Source organism: Salimicrobium halophilum (assembly GCF_900100295.1).
GTDB lineage: Bacteria > Bacillota > Bacilli > Bacillales > Halobacillaceae > Salimicrobium > Salimicrobium halophilum.
Genome location: NZ_FNEV01000004.1, coordinates 227214 through 248753, shown reverse-complemented (window position 1 = coordinate 248753; position 21540 = coordinate 227214). Strand labels below are relative to the sequence as shown.

Here is a 21540-nt window from a genome sequence, read left to right as displayed (position 1 = left end):
TTGTCTAGCTACGAAGGCCAGAAACTCCGAGCCATAAGGAGAACAGATCAGAAAAAAGAAAAGGCGCTTTTTGTCTGACAGTTCTCCTTATGACTGAAGTTTCTAAACGGGCCTTCTCCGCTTTCCTATTGTAGTTTTTTATCATTTTTGAAATAATGGTGTCAGATAGAGACGAAAGGCAAAGGTAGACGGAGGGGTTAGACGATGGTTGAAATCGAGGGAGAGAAGACGTTGCTGAGAGAAGCGACGGCAGAGGACGTGGATGTCATCTATTATTGGAAGTTTGAAGAAGAAGAACAAGCTTCAAGAGACTGGAACGGTCCTTATATCCCTGAACCACAGGCAACGATAGAGGAATTTTACGATAGTTGGGAACATCATTACTATATTTACGAAGATGTCCCCAGTTCTCTGGTCATAGAAATTGAAGGTCAGGTTGTGGGTACCGTTGGTGCTTACTGGGTGGATCCGAATACGGACTGGCTTGAGACGGGGATCGTTATCTACGATAAGAATTATTGGAACGGAGGATACGGCACGGAAGCGTATCAGCTATGGATTGATTATCTGTTCGAAGCGACCGATCTTCATCGACTCGGCATGAGTACATGGTCCGGAAATGACCGGATGATTCGTGTCGGGGAGAAGGTAGGCATGAAAGAAGAAGCCCGCGTCCGTGAAGCTCGTCAGGTGGACGGGGATTACTTCGATGCTGTGAAAATGGGGATCATGAGAAGTGAATGGGAAAAAACGAAGGGAAAGAGCGCCACGTGAGGCTCTTTCCCTTATTTCATGTGTAAAATCTGATCGAGGTTCGTCAGTTCGAAAATTTCCCGGACGGCTCCGGTAGGATTTTCGATGGTAAGGGTCCCCCCATTAGCTTCGAGTTTCTTATGAGTGGAGATGAGTACGCCAAGCCCTGCCGAATCAATGTAATCGACGTCGCTGAAGCTTAAGATCAGGTTGCTTCCTTCATGGTCGATGAAGTGTAGGAGACGGTTTCTTAAGTCGTTCGCTGCTTCTGCATAAAGGGACCCTTTCAGTGTGAACTCCGGCGTCCCGCTGGTTACTGCCAGTCGTTTTTCGATAATCACTGTGCCTGCCTCCTTTTAATCACGTATGTATTTCATCATCAGTAACTCATTCCCCGTTCTATTATAAATGACACGCTCAAAAAAAGATTCCATCAAAAACAGCCCCCTCCCATGGTCGAGCTCGCCTGGAGGTACGTGCGGCGTTCTGTTTCCCTCGAATCCTTCCCCATTGTCCTTCAGACGTACAATCAGCTTTCTGTTCTGTTCATACATTGTGAGACGAACGGTGCCTTTGTCATTTCCATGGGAAAAAGCATTATTCAACGCCTCGTTGATGCCCACTTCTGCATGGATTCCTTTCTCTGAAAGGTGCGATAGATATTCCCGGATAAAGGGACGTACCACTTTCAGCAAATCCTCGGTAAATTCGATACTTACCTGCGACGTGCGCATCGCTCATTCCCCGTTTCTTTTGATTTCTATACGTAAGGATGTCACGTCATCTTTCATCGTTATGTAAGGTCGTGCTTCGCGCACCTGGTCGAAGATTCTCATGGACGTGGTTGTCAGTTCATCTTCGTTCCACACGCCCTGTTCTTTCAAGCCTTCCGTCAGCCCATCAGAAAAGAATAGAAATACATCCCCCTCTTTAAAAGGGATGACCTGTTCTTTATAGGCGATGGCATCCGTGATTCCGAGCATCGGACCGGGTATTTTGTGAAGAGTAGCCCCGCTCTCTTCCTGGTAATGGTAAAGATGGTTGATGCCGGCTCCGATCGTTGTCGCTTCCTGTTTCCGGAAGTCAAGCTCGCAACAGATGGCAGTGAAATAATACCCTTCCGGCATGAACGGCGCTCCGTTCACATTCACCCATTCGACGGTTTCCTTAAGCGTCATTTTCATATCGAGCGCCTGGGAAAACAGAACGCGGACGGCAGATGTCTGCAGCGCTGTCGCTACCCCGTGCCCCATCACGTCGGCCACATAGAGAAATAGACGGTCTTCCGCTACCCATTTGTAATCATAGAGATCCCCGCTGACTTTAGCAAATGGAAGATAAAGGCTTTCTATATCTACTATCTCAGACATATAATCCTGCGGCAACATCTTTTCCTGAAGCAGCGCTCCCCTGGTGATTTCTTTTTCGAGAAGCTTCTGTTCGCGTTCCTGTTCCTTCACTTTGTAACGGAGTTCGATTTCTGAGACGACCCAACGAGCTAGTTTTTCGAGTCTTTCCGTCTCTTCTTCCGAGAAATCACGCGGTTCATAATCCAGGACGCATAGGGTGCCGAGAACGTTACCGAGACTGGTGACAAGCTCTGCCCCGGCATAGAAACGGTAACCGAATTTCGTTACGAATATATTGTTGTGGAATCGGTCATCCTGATAAGCATCCGGCACGACCATCGTTTCTTTGTTTGCGACGACGTGCTGACAGAAGGCATCTTTCCGGTCCGATTCACGAAAATCGGCTCCCACACAGGATTTAAGCCATTGCCTGTCTTCGGTGATAATAGAAATTAGGCAGGTGGGCACGTCGAAAATATCGGCGACGAGGGCTGAGATCCTGTCGAAAGCTTCATTTTCTTCGCTATCCACAAGGTGCAGGGAATAGAGTTCTTTAAGCCGACGTCGCTCCTCTTCTTTGGAGGAAATGAAAATGTCCGGGCGTTCCGGGTGTTTCTGCATACGAATCTGCTCCTTCGTCTGAATGAGTATGGAAAGAAGAAAGCTTTCTTTTCCTGGTTCGCTTGCTCTATCAACTGGAGGGAGATAGAAAGGTAGTGGGAAGGTTTCTATGTATGGAATGCGGAATACGTATTATCTATTATATAAGATAATGGAGGAATCTCCTACTTATAACGGTCGTAAAAAGGGTATATACAAAATATCGGCAACCGGGACGGAGGTGTAAAATGAAAGTCACATTGAACTATGTATATAAAATTCCGAAAGGCGCGTCTGTCCATTGTGTGACAGAGGAACTAGAGATAGAAGAAGCTCTCGCGCTGGAGAAGGATTTTCATAAAGTGAACCGGGTCCGTGAAGTGACCTTCCGTGATGGCAATGGTCAGGAAAGGCTGAGGAAAGAACTGAAAACGTATATACAGAAAGTCGAAACCGAACCCCATAACGTAAAGGTGTATTTCGACGGGGGATACGAGGCGTCGAACAGACAATCAGGTCTCGGCTGCGCCATTTACTACGAAAAGGACGGGGAGGCCTTCCGCATCAGGAAAAACGCTCTGGTGGAGGAACTCGTATCGAGCAATGAAGCGGAATATGCCGCCCTTCATCTCGCTGTCCAGGAACTGGGGATGCTGGGCGTGCGTTACCTGCCTGTACAAATCATCGGTGATTCAAGGCTCGTCATCAATCAGATGAAAGAAGAATGGCCTTGCTACGACGATACGCTTCTCTCGTGGGCGGACCGGATCGATGCGAAGCTGGCGGTCTACGGGCTCGAGGCGACATATGAGCACATTCCCCGGGCAGAGAATCGGGAAGCGGATCGTTTGGCCAGTCAGGCGCTAGAAGGAGTGACGATAGATAGTCACGTCATGTTGGAATAGGGAGGGACTTATGCGTATTTTCGATGCTCATCTTCACATTATCGAACCGGGATATCCTCTAGTTGAAAATGAGGGATACCTTCCGGAGCCTTTCACGTGTCAGGATTACAGGGAACGTACGGATTCCCTTTCCGCTCCTGTAGAAGGAGGAGCTGTTGTGAGCGGATCTTTCCAGGGGACGGATCAGACGTATATGACCTCGGCGCTTGAGAAGCTTGGATCTGGATTCGTAGGAGTCACTCAGCTTCCTGAAGGGATATCGGATGAAGAGATTCTCGAACTTCATCACCAGGGCGTTCGTGCCGCCCGCTTCAACATCAAGCGTGGCGGCAGAGACATATTGCAAAATCTTTCGTATACAGCCAAAAGGATTTATGATCTGGTCGGCTGGCACGCCGAGTTATATGTGGATGCCAGAGATCTTACAGAGCTCCATAGCACACTCCGGGACCTTCCGGCATTCTCGCTTGATCATCTAGGCTTATCGAAAGAAGGGCTCAGGGTACTTCTTCCGCTGGTAGACGGTGGAGTGAAGGTGAAGGCCACCGGCTTTGGTCGTGTGGATTTTGACGTGGTGGAGGTCCTGAAAGAGATTCATAAGGCGAATCCGGATGCTCTCATGTTCGGGACGGATCTCCCCTCTACTCGAGCTCCAAGACCGTTCCGTAACGAAGATATCCAGTTGATCACAGATAATTTTCCTGAGGAAGATTGCGAGAAAATCCTGTATCAGAATGCATGGAATTGGTATATCAAGGCTTGAAATAATGTATAATGGAATAATCACCAGGAGTAAAGAAGGGATCGTATGAAAAAAGAATTCCTATTTGTTCTTCTGACTTTTGTACTGCTCAGTCTTTCCGGCTTTCATAGCACGATAGATTCGCACGGAGCAGTCTTGAAGGCGCAGGAGAACGTCATTACTTCTCCCGTAGAAGCGGAGGAAGAGCCGTCCGGACTAGCTGGCACGGAACTATTCCTGCTCTTTTCGGCACTCTTTCTTATAGTACGTACCATTTTCGTAGCTATCCTCGTCATTACCAGACGGTTATCCCATTTGACCACGGTTTTTTACGAAGGAGGCTACCTGCCTGTTTTCCATAAGTGTGCATAATCTTATGGAACAGGAGGTGAACGGGAATGTTGGTAATGAGAATTCTGATGATCGCTATGTTTTCTGCGACGGCTCTCAGTGTATTTTTCTATCAGAGCGTGGAGATCCTCGCAGCATTTATGGACTATTTTCAGAAAAAATAAGAGATAAAGGAGGTACCTTGAAAGGGGCCTCCTTTTTTCACAAGAGAGATATTTTTGATTGGGGGAGTTTGGAATGGGGAGAGGTGCAGACACATTCTTGAGTGCATATAACCGGATCGATCAGCAGTTGAACAGGTGGAAAGAAGGGGATGACTATATTCCTTTCGCTTCACTCGTCAACTATTTCAGTAAGCGGAATGCTGTCATCAAGCGATTCCAGAACGATCTTTTGGAGTTTGCCGAATTAAGGAATGCTATCGTCCATAATCGCGTCACGCCGAATTACGTGATTGCCGAGCCCCATGCGAAGACAGTGGACCACATTTTATATATAGAAGAAGAGATTACGAGGCCGAAACTCGTGATTCCGGCATTCGAGAAGCCGGTCAAGACGTTTCATCTTGATGATTCTCTCGCTTCTCTGTTAGATATTGTGAAAGAAAAAGAGTTCTCCCAGTTTCCGGTGTACGGAAGGGAAGGATTCAAAGGCCTGCTTACCCCACGTGGAATTACACAGTGGCTCGCGACTCATATCGACAGGAATCATGTGAACCTGAACGGTACGACAATCGGAGAGGTACTGGCAGTGGAAGTGAGAAGGGATTACGTCAAGTTCATCAGTAGTAAAACCACCGTTCACCAGGCGATGGATATGATGAAAGGAAATCCCGATAAGAACTACAGGCTCGAGGCCATCCTCATAACGGAACGTGGACGTACAGACGAAGAGTTACTCGGCATCATTACGCCCCACCATATCATTGATGAATCCTGAAAAAAGAAAGCCGTCCTGTATGGTACAGGCGGCTTTCCTTTCTATTCTTTCAACATCCTCAATCCATTGAGGATAACGAGGATGGTACTTCCTTCGTGGCCGATTACAGCAAATGGAAGATTCAGGTTCTGCATGAAATTGGCGACGATGAGCAAAAGGATGACGGCTACCGAGAAAACGAGATTTTGCATCATAATTTTCCGAAGGCGGGTGGACAACCGGAAAGAGAGATCAATCTGTTTAAGATCACTGTCGATCAGTACGATATCGGATGACTCGATGGCTGCATCGGTACCGGACCCCATGGCTATGCCCACATCCGCTCTGGCCATCGCCGGTGCATCATTGACCCCGTCTCCGACCATGACGACCGTCTCGTGTTTTTCTTTCAACTTTTCGACCTCTTTCACTTTTTGCTCGGGCATACATTCTGATACCCAGGAGGTAAGACCGGCTTCACGGCTTATGGATGCGGCCGTCGCTTCGTTGTCTCCGGTGATCATGATCGTTTCTGTCCCTCTTCGGTTCAAGGCCTGTATCAACTGCTTGGCTTCTTCTCTGATTTCATCTTTGACAGCAATGATCCCGAGGGTCCGTTCATCCCTTTCAAGAAGCATGACGGTTTTCCCCTCCTGTTGCCATTCTGCTCGTCGCTCTTCAAGTTGAGCAGGTATATCGTTCATGAATCTTGCATTTCCAATGCGGTAATGGTGCTTATCTGTACGCGCAATGACCCCGAGGCCGACTTTCGCTTCTGTTTCAATGACTGTTTCTCCGTTTTTTATTCCTCGCTCCCGGCCGTACGATACAATCGCAGTCGCCAGCGGATGACTCGATTGACTTTCCACGGAAACGATGCCGCTAAGTAGGCGTTCTTCTTCGTTTTCGTCGATAACATAGAAATCGGTGACGACCGGTTCCCCTTTGGTGATGGTTCCAGTTTTATCGAAAGCTACCGCCTCCGCACGGGTGAGCACTTCCAGGTAGGTGCCTCCCTTCATAAGGACGCCTTTTCTTGCTCCGGTGCTCATCCCGGCAAGCAAAGCGGGCATGATGGAGGCTACTACGGCACATGGGGATGCAACGACGAGAAGGACCATGGCCCGGTAAAAGACGGTCTCGAAAGAAAGGTCGAGCACGAGTGGGCTCAGGAGCATAAGACCTACTACGATGAGGACACCGACGACGTAAGGACCTTCGATCTTTTCAATCAGTTGCTGCGAAGGAGGGCGGTTCTGTTTCGCCTCTTCGACAAGCCTGATCATTTTGCGGAACAGGGAATCTTCATCTTTTTTGGTGACGGTCATCAGAAAGGTACCGCTGCCGTTGATCGTCCCATTGAACACGTCGTCCCCTTCTGTTTTTTCCACAGGGATCGGCTCGCCGGTGATCGAGGATTCGTCGATAGAGGAGTGACCGCTTGTTACCGTACCATCCGCCGGCACACGTTCCCCGTTTTTCACTAGGAGTTTCATCCCTTCCTGTAGTTCGGACACCGGAATCTGCTCCGTGGTACCATCGTCATTCTGCAACAGTGCTTCTTCCGGGGCGAGAGTGATAAGACGGGACAAGTCTTTTTCACTTTTTTCGAGCGAGTACGTTTCCATCGCCCCGCTGATCGAGAAGATGAAAATAAGTACGGCGCCTTCCCCCCAGTGTCCGATGACAGCTGCACCGACAGCGGCTAAAATCATGAGAATCTCCACGTTCAGGGAGCGATCTTGATAGAGGTCGAGGACCCCTTCTTTCGCTTTATAGTACCCCGCCGTGATATAGGAAAGAATATAAAAGAAGATTGCGAGACTTTCGCTTACCTGCCAGATACTTATGGCGAGCAGCAGAAATAGACCGCCGATCAGAGCGAATACGGTTTCCTTCTGCTTGAGGAATTTATTCATCGGAAACAACCTCCTATCTTTTTAAAACAGTTTTCAGATTAAAATTATTATAATCTATAATGGTGTGTTAGTAAAGAAAGGTGACTGATGAATTATTTGTGAAATACTTCACAAATGTATTGTAACATGCCTGGCGAACGGTTACTATAAAAGTAGATCAAAGGGGGTAACATCATGCTTTTGCTGACTGCTTCTGCTGCTATCATTTTTCCATTCTTATTTCTCGTGGTACTTCGCATGCCCGCTAAAAAAGGGATGACGTTCAGCGCATTTCTCGTGATTCTGCTCGCTTACATCGTATGGGGGATGAAAGAAAGGGTGATCGGCGCTTCGATTCTTGAAGGTGCGCATAAAACTTTGACGATTCTTTTCATTCTTTTTGGTGCGATCGTACTTCTGAACACGCTCAGAAGAACCGGAGCCGTGGACAGGATCAATCAGGGCTTCCGCAATATTTCTCCGGATATGAGAGTCCAGGCGGTGATCGTTGCGTTTCTTTTCGGTTCATTGCTCGAAGGGGCGGCCGGGTTCGGTACTCCTGCAGCGGTTACAGGTCCTTTGCTGGTCGCTCTCGGTTTCACACCTCTTGCTGCTGCGACTCTCGCGCTCGTTGCTGATAGCACGGCTGTACCGTTCGGGGCGGTAGGTACGCCTATACAGGTCGGTCTCGGGAACCTGCCGGAAGCGGGAACTGCTTTTTATAACGAAGTCGCTGTACGTGTAACACAGATCGATATGTTCGTCGGTTCGTTCATTCCATTGGTTCTCGTTGTACTGCTCGTTCTGTTTTTCGGGAAAGAGAAGCGGGCGAAAGACATTATAGAAATGCTTCCGTGGGCACTGATGACAGGTGTCACCTATACGGCTTCAGCTCTATTGTATGCGAACCTGTTCGGTTTTGAGTTCGTCGCTATTCTGGCTGGGCTCACCGGGCTGTTCGTCGCGTCGGTAACCGCGAAAAAAGGATGGCTGCTGCCGGAAAAAGCCTGGACGGGTGCGAAGACATCCCAGGAGGAAGAGACGACATCCGATATGCCGCTGATATCTGCCTGGGCTCCGTATGCCATCATCGTTCTTCTATTACTGCTTACGAGAATTGTGCCTTTCGTGAAAGAAGCTGCGCTCACCTGGATAGACGGGACATGGAACAATGTGCTCGGCGTAGAGGGTATCACTTCTGAGTGGCAGGTCCTCTATTCTCCGGGGGCCGTACTCATTCTTGCAACGATCCTTTCTGTCTGGATCCAGCGTAAACCTCTGCGTTACTTTATGGAGGCTTCCAAAGAATCCATCATCTCCATGAAAGATGCCGGACTTGCTTTACTTGCCACCTTAGCGCTTGTTCAAGTATTTGCTAACTCCGGAATCAACACCGCAGATCTTGTGAGCATGCCTCAATATATCGCAACGATCCTTTCTGAAAACCTCGGTTTCATGTGGTTGTTCGTCGCTCCATTTCTCGGGGAAATCGGTTCATTCATCACTGGGAGTGCTACGGTATCTACCCTGACCTTCTCCCCGGTTCAGTACAACATCGCTGAGAATACCGGGCTTAGCATCCAAACGGTGCTTGCTTTGCAGCTCCTCGGATCTTCTGCCGGTAACATGATCTGTGTGCACAATGTGGTGGCGGCGGGTACAGTCGTCGGACTTTCCGGCAAAGAAGGGGACATCATCCGGAAAACGGTCACCCCGGCTCTCTGGTACGGAGCAGCTGTCGGAGTTATCGCCATAATCATTTTCGGGTGACTAAAGGGATGATTCTATTATCCGATATTAAATAGAAGGACGTGGACATTTTAGTAAGGAAACGGAAAATGGGAGAAATGAAGAGTAATTGAACAATATTTCAATTCAGGACCTGCTTTGAGCGGGTCTTTTTTCTTAACCGGGGCACGTTCTTATGAAAAATAAGGTTTGGGCGTAACTTTTTAGGGAAAAAGTAATGGTATATTGTTACTGATGGTAATTATGTAAAACTATTAACCGTATTTATAAAGTTCAGGGCAGCTTGAAAAGAAAGAGATAGTATATGAAGAAGGGGAGAAAAAAGCATGGGATGTAACAACTGTATTGTCGGGAACCTGATTGTGGATGTGAAGGTGACAGGGGAAGGGAATATGACCGCGATGCCAAGTCTTATGTCATTTATCCAAGCGGAAGACATTCAGCAGAACAGTGAGGAATACATATTACGTATGGAGGAAGCGGATGCCGTGGATTTCGCTGACTTTAGTGGAGATCATCTGGATCGTACTCAGATCTTTTATAAAGTTCCTGATAAAGACTGGGATGTAATTGAAGGCATCTATGATCTTTCGGAACATAAGTGGATTGATGACGTCATCAAGAAACGCTTAGTCACTTGTCACTATCAGCCGATCGTGACAGATAATGGCGATGTATACGCCTACGAGATGCTTGCAAGGTTCTACAACGAAGAAGGAGAAACGATTTTTCCGGGAGAGATTTTCGGTGCAGCTAAGGAGAGAGGGCGTCTCTATGCTCTGGACCGCCTGTGTCGTATGACCGCTGTGAGACATTCGGTCAATTTGAAAGACAAGCTTGCCTTCATCAATTTCATCCCTACTTCGATATACAATCCGGAGTTCTGCCTGCGCTCGACGACGGCACTCGCTACTCAACTTTCGGTAGATCCAAGACAGCTCGTGTTTGAAGTGGTCGAGACGGAACAGGTGAAAGACGTGGAACATCTGAAGAGCATTCTGAATTATTATAGATCCAAAGGGTTCCAGTATGCCCTTGATGATGTCGGGGAAGGGTTCAGTACGATGACCATGCTTCAGGATATCAAACCTAATTACATGAAGCTTGATATGAAGTATGTGCAAGGGGTAGCTGATGATGAGTCCAAGCAGAAGGTTGCTAAACAGTTCCTGACGCAAGCCAGAAAAGACCGGGCTGTACCGCTGGCTGAAGGGATCGAGGAAGAGGAAGACTTTGAATGGCTTAAGAAGGAAGGGTATCAGCTGTTTCAGGGGTACATGTTCGGTAAGCCTTCTCCGGAAGTAATCGCATAACTTATTATTCATAGTAGTTTTGTTTGTTTTGAATGAAAACAGGGAAAGGCTACTAACAGGAGGGATAAGATATGGCTGATGAAATGACGTTTCGTATTGAGTCAAAAGGAAAAGGGATGCGCTCGGATGTGGAGACGAGGAAGCATTCCATGGTTGTAGATGAGCCGCCGAATATGGGCGGAGAAGATACAGGTCCGGACCCGCTGACGATGATGCTGTCGGCACTTGCCGGGTGTGAGAATGTTGTAGCTTCCATGGTAGCCGAGGAACTCGCATTCGATCTCGAAGGCATCGATTTCGACATCAGTGGCACCATCGACCCGCGTGGATTGAAAGGTGTGGAAGGCGTACGTCCTTACTTTCAGACGGTGACGATCGAAGCGAAAGTGAAAACATCTGAAACAGAAGAACGGATCGCTGAATTACAACGCATTACGGATCAGCGTTGTCCGGTTTACACAACGATGGAAGCGGCAGGCGTGGATCTTAAATCCGACTGGTCGAAAGCTTAATGACAGAAACGAAGAAAACCCCCGATGTCCCGGGGGTTTTTGTGATGATCAGGTCAATGGTGCTTCATATCAGTTCTTTGATCTTCTCTTCGGCTTTCTGGGGGGAAGTCTGTGGAGCATAGCGTTCGACGACGTTTCCGTTCTGGTCCACAAGGAATTTCGTGAAGTTCCATTTGATGCTGCCACCGAACATTCCGCTCGACTCATCCTTCAAATGCTTGAATAGTTCATGCGCATCGTCTCCATTCACTTTTATCTTTTCATGCATCGGGAACGTTACGCCATACGTCAGTCGGCATGTTTCTGCTGCATCCTGGGCGGACCCCGGTTCCTGATTCGCAAACTGGTTGCTCGGGAAGCCTAGCACCACAAGGCCTTCATCCTTATATTTTTTATAAAGACCTTCGAGATCATCGAATTGTCCTTTCAACCCGCATTTCGTGGCTGTATTTACAATCAGCATCACATTGCCCTTGTATTCGTCGAGCTTGTACTGTTCTCCATTTTCCTTCGTTACCTCAATATCATAGATACTCAAATCGAAGCCCTCCTTTTCTTTCATCTTACCGAAAAAATCAAAAAACTGATAATAAAATGAATCACTTTAAATCAAGATGTTTGATTTAAAGATTTGTTAAGTGGTAGTATGAAATTATTAAAGAAATTAAATACTTACTGATGAGGTGATGAATGATGGGATTCTTGGATAGGTTCAAAGGAGACAATGATTCAAATGATGAAATAAGAGAAAGAGTGAAGCTGGCGATCGTTTATTATAGTTCGACAGGAACGAACTACAAGCTGGCTAAATGGGCAGAAGAAGCTGCGGAAGAAAAAGGGGCAGAAGTGAAGCTTGTGAGGGCTCCGGAGCTGGCTCCTATGGAAGCGATCGAACAGAACCCTGCCTGGAAAGCACATTATGAGGCTACCAAAGACGAAGTGCCGGAAGCTCAGGTTGCCGATCTCGAATGGGCTGATGCCATTCTGTTCAGTACACCGACCCGTTTCGGAAACGTCCCGGCCCAAATGAAGCAATACTTTGATATGGCCGGTGGGCTCTGGGCGGAAGGAAAGTTGGTCAATAAAGTAGTGAGTGCCATGAGCTCTGCCCAGAACTCGCACGGAGGACAGGAACAGACGTTGAAAAGCCTCTACACAACGATGATGCACTGGGGCGCGATTATCGCAGCACCTGGCTATTCGGATGCGGTAACGTTCGCTGCAGGAGGCAACCCTTATGGAACAAGCGTTACAGTAGACGGAGAAGGTAACATGCAGGAAGATGTGGAAGAAGCAGTCAGGCATCAGGCGAGACGTACGATTGCAGTGGGTACTTGGGTGAAGAACGGAAATAAATGACGAATAATAACTCCGGATCGTAGAAGGGCGATCCGGAGTTTTCTCATTCATCCGTATTAATGAAGTTGTAACGGGAATCGAGATATCCCTTTATTTTCTTCGCCTTCGTGTTCTCACCTTGTAACCACTGGTCAAAATTGAAGATAAGCGGCAGACGGTCCGCCCCGTGAGCAAACCACGCTTGCTTCTTGTCGGGTACATAAGCAGCAGTATGAATCGTTCCGGCCCATGCTCCGTACTTGTAGGAAAATACCTTCTCCTCCGCATTGTTCAGAAGCTGATAGGATTTATAGATATCTTCCGGGGAAGCATTCTCCATAGTGTTGTAGCGGTTAAGGGAGTCTTCCATCCGGAAGCGGTTCTCTTCCGTCAGCCGGTGGAAGTGATTCGTACTTACATTGCCTTCTCTTACCTTCACTTCACGGGACGAGGCTTCGACGACGACGGAACGCCCATGGCTATCAAGAAGAACGTAGCTGAAGGCCCTCCGGTGAGGAATCTCCTTCAGGAAATCGATTGCTTCCTCTATGGTGCGATTGTTCTCGAGAACCATTCTTCCTATCATATTGCAGAGGAAGCCGCTGTCAGAACCTACGCGGTTTACGAAGTTATATCCCATGACCAGTCCATGCTCATTCATCCCGTCGGTGCGACCGGTGATTTGCATAGAAGGCCCGATAGTTGCATAACCATAATCTGAAGGAGCATATAATACATACCTTCCTTCATAAGCGGAAGGGTCACTGTCATAGTTTCGGACGAGTACGTTTTCATTAGTGAAAATGGAGCAGCCGCTCTTCCCGAACTCCAGGTAATACCCGCCGAAGTTCTGGACCGCTTCTTCCATCGATAGTTGCAATGCTTCAGCGAGCCCCCGGATTTCTTCCCATATTCCCGGGGAGAATGTTTGGAGCATTCCTTTCACTTCACCAAAATCTATAAGAAAGTGGCGTTTTCGTTTTCCTTCCCACTGCTTGTCGCGGTTCGGAAGGATCGGAGAGTGCTTCAGCCATTCTCCCTGCCGATAACCGAAATCATAATGGGATCCGCGAAATTGATGTACGTCACTATATACTTGCTTCACTATTGATTTATCCCCTTTGGTCTATGATGTAGGTCAAGTTTAATGAATAGAAGGTTCACCTGCAATATTTCTGCTTTCGGATGAGTATTTCCCGGGTAATAGGGAAGAGGAATGGATAATTTCACGAATTATTCAAAAATAATCATATCATGACGTTTAGACCCCTATGGGTAAGAGGGAATATATAAATGTATAGAAAAGTTGCTGAGTAATCAGATCATGAAGGAGGAGATACGGGATGACCAAAAAAATTCTCGTAGCGTATGATGGAAGTGATTTGAGTAAACAGGCTGTACAAGAAGCGAAAAAGCAGGCTTGTGATGCCCCTGAAAAAGAAATTCATGTAATATCAGTGGTCAACACAACAGGTCCTGTAACGAATGCGACGATGGCAGAAGCTGTCGGGAAAGAACTGGCCGAACGTTTTGAAACGGAAATGGAAGCACTGAAGACAGAACTCGAGACGGACGATTCCATAACCGTGAAAACAGAAATCAAAGTCGGAGAGGCGGAAGGTAATCCTGGTGAGAAGATATGTGCCTATGCCGAAGAGCACGATGTCGATCTCATTGTCCTCGGAAGCCGTGGGCTCGGAGGAGTAAGGAAGTTCCTATTGGGTAGTGTCAGTAACAACGTCGTACAAAAAGCGACCAAACCCGTGCTGATTATCAAATAAGAGAAAATGAAGGGGGGAACCTCTTCATTTTTTTGTAGAGCCAGAGGGGAAGTTATGTGGTAGAATAAACGAAATAGGCATTTGCTACTATACGATTCTGAAGAGAGGGTAGGTATGACTCCTTACATCCTTGCCGTTTTGTGTACATTCTTCCTCGGTTTACTAGTGAATCTTCTGCGCTTCAAACAAAAAAATGCATCTCACCGGCTCGTTCTTATAGGTGGAAGCGCCCTTGCAGTCATTCTGATCGATGTCGTGTATCCATCAGCTGATATAGAGTGGCTCGTGCTATTATTCATAGGCGTAAGCGTCGCTACTTCTCGTCTTCATGGAGCTGTTTTCTCTATTGTACTATCGGTTTCCTATCTGATTCTTCGGGGATTTCCTGTGGAATTGTTGGAAGTGGTCACGTATCCCCTGTTCGCTGTTACACTTCTGTATCTTTTAGATTATATCAATGAACTGCGTCGTCAACGACAACGCAGGCTCGACTTGGCATTACATACGTCGAAACAATTGAATATCTTCCGGGAAGTCAGTTATAAAATCCAGCAGACGATGGATGAAAATCAGGTTCTGCAGATTATTCTGACCGCAGTCACTGCCGGCTACGGGTTCAGTTTCAACCGGGCTATGGTCTTTCTGTTATCTGAAGACGGGAAGCGACTGGAAGGGAAGATGGCGACCGGACCATTGACACCGGAAGAAGGTTTTGAAACCTGGCAGTTGATTGCCGAGAATAAATACAAACTGAACGATTTGTTCCGCCTCAAAGAAATAGAGAAAACGATCGATCATCCTTTGAATGAAAAGGTAAGACGTCTTTCTTTGAGACTCGATGGAAATACGATAGTGGAACAGGCGATGAAGCAGCGAAAACCGTTCATTTGCAAAAGGTCAAATGAAAGCGATATCGTAAGGAAGAGGTTGGAGCTCCACTTTCAAATGGAGGAGTGCGCCATCATCCCTTTCTTTCACCAGCAGGACGTAATGGGAGTCATGTTCATCGATAATCCAGTGAACAACCTTCCAATCACAGACGAGTGGGTCGATCAGGTTCTCCCGCTGACGCACCAGGCTTCCATCGCGCTATATCAGTCCAAGCTCTATAATCGCATCGAAGAACTGGCTCAAAAAGACGGACTTACCGGTTTGTTCAATCAGCGTGTCTTCCAGCAGGATATCGAACGTTTCCTGGCTGGGAAGAAACAGGCTCCTGTCTCTCTTGTGCTGATGGATATCGATCATTTCAAGGTGTACAATGATACCAATGGCCATCTGCTTGGGAATGAAGTCTTGACTCAACTCGCAGATATCCTTGAAGCATCGGTGAAGTCGTTCGGTCATGCTTATCGTTTCGGTGGCGAGGAATTCGTGCTTCTGCTACCGGACACATCACTCGTGGACGCAAAAGACATCGCTGAAACCATAAGAAACCTTATAGAGACGACCGAATTCCCTTCAGAATCCAGTCAACCAGGGAAGATACTTACGGTCAGCGTAGGGGTCTCCTCCACCGAATTGGATGAAACGATGTGCGCAGAGGAACTGATCGAAATTACGGATGAAGCTTTGTACGAAGCGAAGAGTTCAGGTAAGAACAAAGTCGTGACGACAGAGGAGCATGTGTTATGAGCGGGTTCAGTATCGTCAGCCTCGGTTTGTTGTTTATCGTTACGGTATTGGGGACAGGACGTTTTTTCTATTTTCGGGAAATAAACAAATCCATAGAGCGTAAGATGAGCCAGTTCCACATGAACCTTGAAGAAATAGAATGCTCCTTTGAACAGATCGTCTATTTCGTTACGCTCCCGAGCCATTTACCTCTTATGCAGACAACGACCAAGGATGACATCCATCTTCAGTATGATATGGAAAAGGGCCTCTTTCCAAAGCTGATCGGCTTGAAAGTGTACATAGATTCAGGAGAAGAGCGGAGGATGATCGCTTACCTGCCTATGGAACAATTCCGTATCCCGAAGCTCGATCGTCTGTATGTGAAAAGGGAGTTGACTGGGGAGATGTATCAAAAGACCGCCGCAGCAAAAGTGATGCTGGTCTGTACGCAGGAAGAAATTAAGGAAGAAGTCTATCACCAGTTGAAGGTGGGACAGTTTGATATTGGAGGAGGAGTATAATGAATACGATGGAATTAGGGAAAAGCGGTCTGCATGTACCGCAAATAGGGCTGGGATGTATGCGCATGTCCGGCTTGTCAGCCAAAGAAGCCCGGTCGATGATCGATAAGTCTCTCGATCTCGGTATTGACTTTTTCGACCATGCCGATATTTACGGAAAAGGGGAATCAGAGGAAGTGTTCGCCAATGCCATCGAACCCTCGCTTCGTGAAAAAATGACCCTTCAGTCCAAATGTGGCATCAGAAACGGATTCTTCGATTTTTCGAAAGACCATATCATTTCTTCCGTAGAAGGCAGTCTGAAACGGTTGAACACGGATTATTTGGATATATTACTGTTGCACCGTCCGGATGCGCTTATGGAACCTGAGGAGGTTGCGGAAGCATTCTCGGAGCTCGAGAGTGCCGGGAAAGTCCGCCACTTTGGTGTAAGTAACCAGAATCCGATGCAGATGGAATTGTTGAAGAAACATCTCGATCAGGATCTCATCGTGAATCAGGTGCAGCTGAGCCTGATGCAGACAGTGATGCTCGATCATGGTTTCAATGTAAACATGGAAAACGCCCCGGCAGTGAACCGGGACGGAGAAATCATCGAGTATTGCCGGGTGAATGATATTTCACTTCAGGCCTGGTCCCCGTTCCAGCACGGGATGATCGAGGGTGCTTTCATCGGAAATAAAGATTTTCCTGCCATCAATGAAAAACTCCAGGAAGTGGCTTCCCGTTACGGAGTTACGGATTCGGCGATCGCGATTGCCTGGATCATGCGCCATCCGGCAGGGATCCAGCCGATCGTCGGAACCATGAACAAGCAGCGTCTTGAAGATATTTCGAAAGCTTCGGACGTGTCGCTTACCAGAGAAGAATGGTACGAATTGTACAGGGCTGCCGGTAACGACCTGCCTTAAATGGAATAAGCCTCCCGGGATCAAATCCTCGGGAGGCTTATTTATCAGGAAGAACCGCTCGTGGCACTGGCAGCAGCCGCAGCACCTACAGCTGCGAAGACAGATGCGTTTGTTGCTTGAATCGCCTGATTCACCGCTTTTCCGTACGGGTTCCGTTTCGCCCATTTCCTGATCTGCTTCTTCTTCTGTTTGGCTTCTTCTTTCGGAAACACTTGCTTGACGAGATCACAAGCGTCAATAAGACTGAGAAGGATGAGCGTACGAGGTTCCGGAGGTTCTGTGGATTCAAAAGCCTCGTTCAGCTTCGTGCGTATCTCCTGTTCATAGGAAGCGTCCTTGGATGGGTATTTTTTTCGTTTGAAAACAAATAGAATTTCTTTTTCCTTCTCTTCTAAAACACCACGCTCCGCGAGGCGAGTCATCATTCCTTTTTTCTTCTTTTTCATGCGATAGCCGAATTTCTCGACCCATCCTTTGATTTTAAGTTCTTTACCGAAATTCTTGATTTCTTCGAAAATCTCGTTCAGATAGGGATCGTCGACAGGTGTAGTGTCTGTCACGACGAGTTTCTTCCCGTCTGCTTTGACTCGTTCCCTCAAGGCAAGCTCGCCGATAAATGCTCCGGCAAGGCCGAAATCAAGAGACGAGTTGGCTCTCGCGACGACCGTTCCTTTTTTATCGTGAAGAGCCAGTAGCAATAGTTCTTCCGCAATCGTGAACATACATTTCACTCCTCCTGTTATGATACCTATATAGACATTATAAGAAAACGTTTTACTTTTTTCGAGGAAAGAGGGTTATATGCATGGGTAAAGTTACTGTAATTGGAAGTATTAACATGGATCTCGTCGTCTCGACGACTCACATGCCGGGACAGGGGGAAACGGTTCTTGGCAAAGAATTCATTACGTATCCAGGAGGTAAAGGAGCAAACCAGGCTGTTGCTGCTGCAAGAACAGGAGCAGAAGTGACGATGATCGGAGCAGTAGGAAGAGATGCTTTCGGTGAAAAAATGATGGAGAATCTTCACAAAGAAGGAATCGATACAAAGCATGTGGCCCTTGTTCCTGAACAGTCCACTGGTACGGCTACGATCATTCTTTCAGATGGAGACAACAGGATTATCGTCGCACCTGGAGCGAATCATGAACTGTCGAAAGAAATGGTCGCACAAAAGAAAGAAGAGATTGAGACAAGTGATGTCGTGCTGATGCAGTTGGAGATTCCGATCGAGGTGGTGGAAGAGGTGACTGTAATAGCTGCGGAGGCTGGTGTTCCTGTCATTCTGAATCCGGCACCTTACCGGAATCTTTCTGAGAATATACGAAACAGAGTCTCTGTACTGACACCGAATGAATCGGAGTACAACCAGATGCATTCTTCTCTTACAGGAGAAGAAGAGATAGTGATCACCCGTGGAGAAGAAGGGGTGGAACACAAAGGTGAAATGATCGGTGGATATTCGGTCGACGTGGTTGATACCACGGGAGCGGGTGATACGTTCAATGGAGTGTTGGCAGCGCGTATCGCCGAAGGAGAAAAAGTGAAAGAGGCTATTGTAGTAGCGAATGCAGCTTCCGCTCTTTCAGTTACAATGAAAGGAGCGCAAAGCGGGATGCCATTCAGGGAAGAAGTCGAGGCATTTCTTGAAGATAATAAAGACCCGGGTTCCTGAGGAGGGACCCGGGTCTTAAGGTGAACGAAAAAGGAATTCAATCCTGTTTGTCGCGGTCTTTCCGATATTTCTTCTCGCTTTGGGATTCGTCCCGGAAGTGCTGCTTATCTTTATTGCTCTTCTCATCGATTTCAAGTTCTTCCATCGGAATGTCATCCGTCAGTTCTTCTTCTTTGAACTTCTCCGCAAGCTCCGTGCGTTCTTCCTCATTCACACGCTTCTCGTTATTATCTACGCTATGATCTTTGCCTTTATCGCTCATCGTTACATCGCCTCCTGTAAAAGTCTGTCTGTTACTTTTCCTTTTTTTGTGCGATGTTAAACGTGTCTTCGGTGGCGAAAAGGCGGGAGATTTCTACGATGGTTTCACTGGCTTTCTCCATGTTGTCGAGGGAAATGTATTCGTACTTTCCGTGATAGTTCTCCCCACCAGTGAAAATATTCGGTGTCGGAAGTCCCATATAGGAGAGCTGTGACCCGTCTGTACCTCCACGGATCGGGCGGATGAGCGGTTTTATACCTTTATTCTTCATCGCCTGCTCTGCTGCATCGACAATCTCCATTACAGGTTCGATTTTCTCTCCCATGTTGTAATACTGGTCTTCCATCTTCACCAGGATGGCGGACTCGCCGTAGGTAGCGCGAAACTCTTCTGCGATTTTGTTGATATATTCCTTACGTGCGGCGAATTTCTCTTTGTCATGGTCGCGGATGATATAGCCAAGTCTTGCTGTTTCCACGTCCCCCTCCATTTGAATCAGATGATAGAAGCCTTCTTTGTCTTCTGTGAATTCAGGTGCTTCGTAGGTCGGAAGGGAATCATGGAAAGCCATCGCCATTTTGGAAGCATGAACCATGCTGTTTTTGGCGGATCCGGGGTGTACGTTTCTTCCCTGGAACATAATCATCGCACCGGCAGCATTGAAGCTCTCATATTCCAGTTCTCCGAGCTCCCCGCCATCAATGGTATAGGCGAGATCGGCGCCGAATTTCTCCACGTCGAAGTGGTGCGGTCCTTTCCCGATTTCTTCGTCCGGCGTGAAAGCGACCCTGATGTCTCCGTGTGGAATGGACGGGTTCTGGATCAGGTGATGCATCGCTGTCATGATTTCAGCGATTCCAGCTTTGTTGTCGGCTCCGAGTAGTGTGGTTCCATCTGTCGTAACCAATGTATGCCCGGTGTATTTAAGAAGCGATGGGAAGTCGTTCGGGGACAGAGTCACAGCCTCATTAAGCTTAAGGTCTTTGCCATCATAATCCTCCCACACTTGCGGGTTGACTCCTGTGCCGGTGAAATCCGTGGCTGTATCGATATGAGCCAGGAAGCCGATCGTCGGAATTTCTTTGGCCGTGTTGGAAGGGAGTGTGGCCATGACGTAGGCGTTTTTGTCGACGGATACATCGTCCATGCCGATAGCTTCGAGTTCCTCTACGAGTTTATTCGCAAGATCCCACTGCTTTTCCGTGGAAGGGGTCGTTCCTGTATCTTCGCTTGATTGGGTATCGATTTTCACGTAGCTCGTGAAGCGTTCCAGTAGTTCCTGTTTCATAGATGTAGTCTCCTTTTTGTGTTAGGTTCAGGCATGGTCGGGTAGTTATCCGATAGATTTTCATTAGTCAGGGAAGGAAAGTGTCTCATATCATTTATTATCAGACGATTCCTGTGGACCGCTTTTGAAAAAATGAAGGAAACCACCAGTTATGCGACGCTTTTGCCTCCTGCTCGTCTGTTTTTTGTATCATAGTCATCTCAGGTCCGCTTCTCCAGCGAAAAACAGTGCTTCATTTCAACGTTTCAAGAAACTCCGAATAAACCGAGCGATAGAGCGAAAGATCCGGGTCTTCCGTCTCCGGAACCTTCCCGACAATCGGGAGTCCAGTCGTACGTTCGAGCATTTCCGGGTTGTGCCTCACTCCGACAGAAGGGAAGTCCGGGTAGCGGTTCAGAACGATGCCGCGCAGATCGACATTCTTCTGTTTCGCATAGGCAACGGTCATCGTCGTCTGGTTCAGCGTTCCTACACCGGCATCCGCGACGAGAAGTCCCGGCAAGCCGAGATCGTTCATCAGTTCAGGGATGCCGTAGTGTTCATCGATCAGAGGTACAGCAAGACCTCCGGAACCTTCAACGATGACGAGGTCATGCATCTTTTCAAGAAATTCATAATCACGCAGGATCCGCTCCGGCTCAATCAACCTGTCTTCCATGCTGGCGGCCAAGTGCGGAGATACCTTAGGTTTGAATAGATATGTACATAGCACATCGCCGAGCTCTGGATCATAAACTTCCCGGTAGCGATCGGCATCCGGAGAGGTCTCAGCCTCGGTCGCTCCGCACTGTACGGGTTTATAAGCGACGGCATCAATGCCTTTTTCCCGTAAAGCTTGGATCAGGGACGTGACGAAGGAGGTCTTTCCTACGTTCGAGTGGGTTCCTGTAACAAATATTCCTGGCATATATCTCTTCCTTTCTCCTTCTATCTTATCAGAAAAAGAGGGTGGGACGATAAGGTTTGTCTGACAGCCTTTAAAAGGCTTCATGGAATGGATAATTGTGGTAGTATAGAACTTAGGTATAGTCGATAGGACACAGGGAGGAGAGGTTAC

At 47.6% G+C, this 21540-nt stretch carries 24 protein-coding genes; 14 read left to right on the top strand and 10 right to left on the bottom strand.

The window, feature by feature from the left end:
* Nucleotides 1–204 precede the first annotated feature (204 nt).
* The gene (locus tag BLQ44_RS08415) at nt 205–774 is read left to right on the top strand and encodes a GNAT family N-acetyltransferase (protein ID WP_093193449.1); all 570 of its coding nucleotides are present in this window, start codon (nt 205–207) and stop codon (nt 772–774) included.
* A gap of 11 nt (nt 775–785) precedes the next feature.
* On the opposite strand, the gene BLQ44_RS08410 is transcribed toward BLQ44_RS08415, so the two are convergent.
* From BLQ44_RS08410 to BLQ44_RS08400, 3 genes are read right to left on the bottom strand one after another with little or no spacing between them, the layout of a single operon-like run.
* A complete protein-coding gene (locus BLQ44_RS08410) occupies nt 786–1094 on the bottom strand; it encodes an STAS domain-containing protein (RefSeq protein ID WP_093193448.1) in 309 nt (102 codons plus the stop codon).
* Between the two features lie 15 nt (nt 1095–1109).
* Entirely contained in the window at nt 1110–1487 is a 378-nt protein-coding gene (locus BLQ44_RS08405; protein ID WP_093193447.1) for an ATP-binding protein, read from the bottom strand.
* A gap of 3 nt (nt 1488–1490) precedes the next feature.
* A complete protein-coding gene (locus BLQ44_RS08400) occupies nt 1491–2723 on the bottom strand; it encodes a SpoIIE family protein phosphatase (RefSeq protein WP_093193446.1) in 1233 nt (410 codons plus the stop codon).
* A 227-nt stretch (nt 2724–2950) separates the two neighbouring features.
* Here BLQ44_RS08400 and BLQ44_RS08395 point away from each other — a divergent pair, with 227 nt between their 5' ends.
* The 4 genes from BLQ44_RS08395 to BLQ44_RS08380 all read left to right on the top strand — a co-directional run bounded on the left by BLQ44_RS08395 (nt 2951) and on the right by BLQ44_RS08380 (nt 5639).
* Nucleotides 2951–3607: a reverse transcriptase-like protein gene (locus tag BLQ44_RS08395; protein WP_093193445.1), complete on the top strand. Its 657-nt coding sequence runs from the start codon at nt 2951–2953 to the stop codon at nt 3605–3607.
* Nucleotides 3608–3617: 10 nt separating this feature from the next.
* On the top strand, nt 3618–4370 hold the full coding sequence (locus BLQ44_RS08390) for an amidohydrolase family protein (RefSeq protein ID WP_093193444.1): 753 nt from the start codon (nt 3618–3620) through the stop codon (nt 4368–4370).
* Between the two features lie 45 nt (nt 4371–4415).
* Nucleotides 4416–4721 (top strand): hypothetical protein, encoded by a 306-nt coding sequence (locus tag BLQ44_RS08385; protein WP_093193443.1) that lies wholly within the window; start codon nt 4416–4418, stop codon nt 4719–4721.
* A 216-nt stretch (nt 4722–4937) separates the two neighbouring features.
* The gene (locus tag BLQ44_RS08380) at nt 4938–5639 is read left to right on the top strand and encodes a CBS domain-containing protein (RefSeq protein WP_093193442.1); all 702 of its coding nucleotides are present in this window, start codon (nt 4938–4940) and stop codon (nt 5637–5639) included.
* Between the two features lie 41 nt (nt 5640–5680).
* On the opposite strand, the gene BLQ44_RS08375 is transcribed toward BLQ44_RS08380, so the two are convergent.
* A complete protein-coding gene (locus BLQ44_RS08375) occupies nt 5681–7537 on the bottom strand; it encodes a heavy metal translocating P-type ATPase (protein WP_093193441.1) in 1857 nt (618 codons plus the stop codon).
* A 174-nt stretch (nt 7538–7711) separates the two neighbouring features.
* Between BLQ44_RS08375 and BLQ44_RS08370 the strand changes: the two genes are divergently transcribed.
* From BLQ44_RS08370 to BLQ44_RS08360, 3 genes are all read left to right on the top strand, one after another.
* Nucleotides 7712–9286, top strand: a complete 1575-nt coding sequence (locus BLQ44_RS08370; RefSeq protein ID WP_093193440.1) for an L-lactate permease — start codon at nt 7712–7714, stop codon at nt 9284–9286.
* Between the two features lie 305 nt (nt 9287–9591).
* Complete coding sequence (locus BLQ44_RS08365) at nt 9592–10578, top strand: EAL domain-containing protein (RefSeq protein WP_093193439.1); 987 nt, start codon at nt 9592–9594, stop codon at nt 10576–10578.
* 71 nt (nt 10579–10649) lie between these two features.
* Nucleotides 10650–11090, top strand: coding sequence for an OsmC family protein (locus tag BLQ44_RS08360; protein WP_093193438.1), 441 nt, complete (start codon nt 10650–10652; stop codon nt 11088–11090).
* A gap of 64 nt (nt 11091–11154) precedes the next feature.
* Here the strand turns inward: BLQ44_RS08360 and BLQ44_RS08355 are convergent, their stop codons facing one another.
* Complete coding sequence (locus tag BLQ44_RS08355; protein WP_093193437.1) at nt 11155–11628, bottom strand: glutathione peroxidase; 474 nt, start codon at nt 11626–11628, stop codon at nt 11155–11157.
* A gap of 155 nt (nt 11629–11783) precedes the next feature.
* Here BLQ44_RS08355 and wrbA point away from each other — a divergent pair, with 155 nt between their 5' ends.
* Nucleotides 11784–12449: an NAD(P)H:quinone oxidoreductase gene (gene wrbA, locus BLQ44_RS08350; protein ID WP_093193436.1), complete on the top strand. Its 666-nt coding sequence runs from the start codon at nt 11784–11786 to the stop codon at nt 12447–12449.
* A gap of 43 nt (nt 12450–12492) precedes the next feature.
* Here the strand turns inward: wrbA and BLQ44_RS08345 are convergent, their stop codons facing one another.
* Nucleotides 12493–13533, bottom strand: a complete 1041-nt coding sequence (locus BLQ44_RS08345) for a C45 family autoproteolytic acyltransferase/hydolase (RefSeq protein ID WP_093193435.1) — start codon at nt 13531–13533, stop codon at nt 12493–12495.
* 238 nt (nt 13534–13771) lie between these two features.
* Between BLQ44_RS08345 and BLQ44_RS08340 the strand changes: the two genes are divergently transcribed.
* The 4 genes from BLQ44_RS08340 to BLQ44_RS08325 all read left to right on the top strand — a co-directional run bounded on the left by BLQ44_RS08340 (nt 13772) and on the right by BLQ44_RS08325 (nt 17258).
* Complete coding sequence (locus tag BLQ44_RS08340) at nt 13772–14209, top strand: universal stress protein (protein WP_093193434.1); 438 nt, start codon at nt 13772–13774, stop codon at nt 14207–14209.
* Between the two features lie 114 nt (nt 14210–14323).
* Complete coding sequence (locus BLQ44_RS08335; protein WP_093193433.1) at nt 14324–15844, top strand: sensor domain-containing diguanylate cyclase; 1521 nt, start codon at nt 14324–14326, stop codon at nt 15842–15844.
* The gene (locus BLQ44_RS08330; RefSeq protein WP_093193432.1) at nt 15841–16347 is read left to right on the top strand and encodes a hypothetical protein; all 507 of its coding nucleotides are present in this window, start codon (nt 15841–15843) and stop codon (nt 16345–16347) included. Before BLQ44_RS08335 ends, BLQ44_RS08330 begins: the two co-directional genes overlap by 4 nt.
* Complete coding sequence (locus BLQ44_RS08325; RefSeq protein WP_093193431.1) at nt 16347–17258, top strand: aldo/keto reductase; 912 nt, start codon at nt 16347–16349, stop codon at nt 17256–17258. The genes BLQ44_RS08330 and BLQ44_RS08325 overlap by 1 nt, the downstream gene beginning before the upstream one ends.
* Nucleotides 17259–17302: 44 nt before the next feature.
* Here BLQ44_RS08325 and BLQ44_RS08320 read toward each other — a convergent pair whose 3' ends face one another.
* The gene (locus BLQ44_RS08320; protein ID WP_093193430.1) at nt 17303–17980 is read right to left on the bottom strand and encodes a GOLPH3/VPS74 family protein; all 678 of its coding nucleotides are present in this window, start codon (nt 17978–17980) and stop codon (nt 17303–17305) included.
* Nucleotides 17981–18063: 83 nt separating this feature from the next.
* Here BLQ44_RS08320 and rbsK point away from each other — a divergent pair, with 83 nt between their 5' ends.
* Entirely contained in the window at nt 18064–18933 is an 870-nt protein-coding gene (gene rbsK, locus BLQ44_RS08315) for a ribokinase (protein WP_093193429.1), read from the top strand.
* Between the two features lie 37 nt (nt 18934–18970).
* On the opposite strand, the gene BLQ44_RS08310 is transcribed toward rbsK, so the two are convergent.
* The 3 genes from BLQ44_RS08310 to bioD all read right to left on the bottom strand — a co-directional run bounded on the left by BLQ44_RS08310 (nt 18971) and on the right by bioD (nt 21390).
* Complete coding sequence (locus tag BLQ44_RS08310) at nt 18971–19195, bottom strand: hypothetical protein (RefSeq protein WP_093193428.1); 225 nt, start codon at nt 19193–19195, stop codon at nt 18971–18973.
* A gap of 31 nt (nt 19196–19226) precedes the next feature.
* On the bottom strand, nt 19227–20483 hold the full coding sequence (gene pepT / locus BLQ44_RS08305; protein ID WP_093193427.1) for a peptidase T: 1257 nt from the start codon (nt 20481–20483) through the stop codon (nt 19227–19229).
* A 232-nt stretch (nt 20484–20715) separates the two neighbouring features.
* Nucleotides 20716–21390 (bottom strand): dethiobiotin synthase, encoded by a 675-nt coding sequence (gene bioD, locus BLQ44_RS08300; protein WP_176757475.1) that lies wholly within the window; start codon nt 21388–21390, stop codon nt 20716–20718.
* Between the last annotated feature and the right edge of the window lie 150 nt (nt 21391–21540).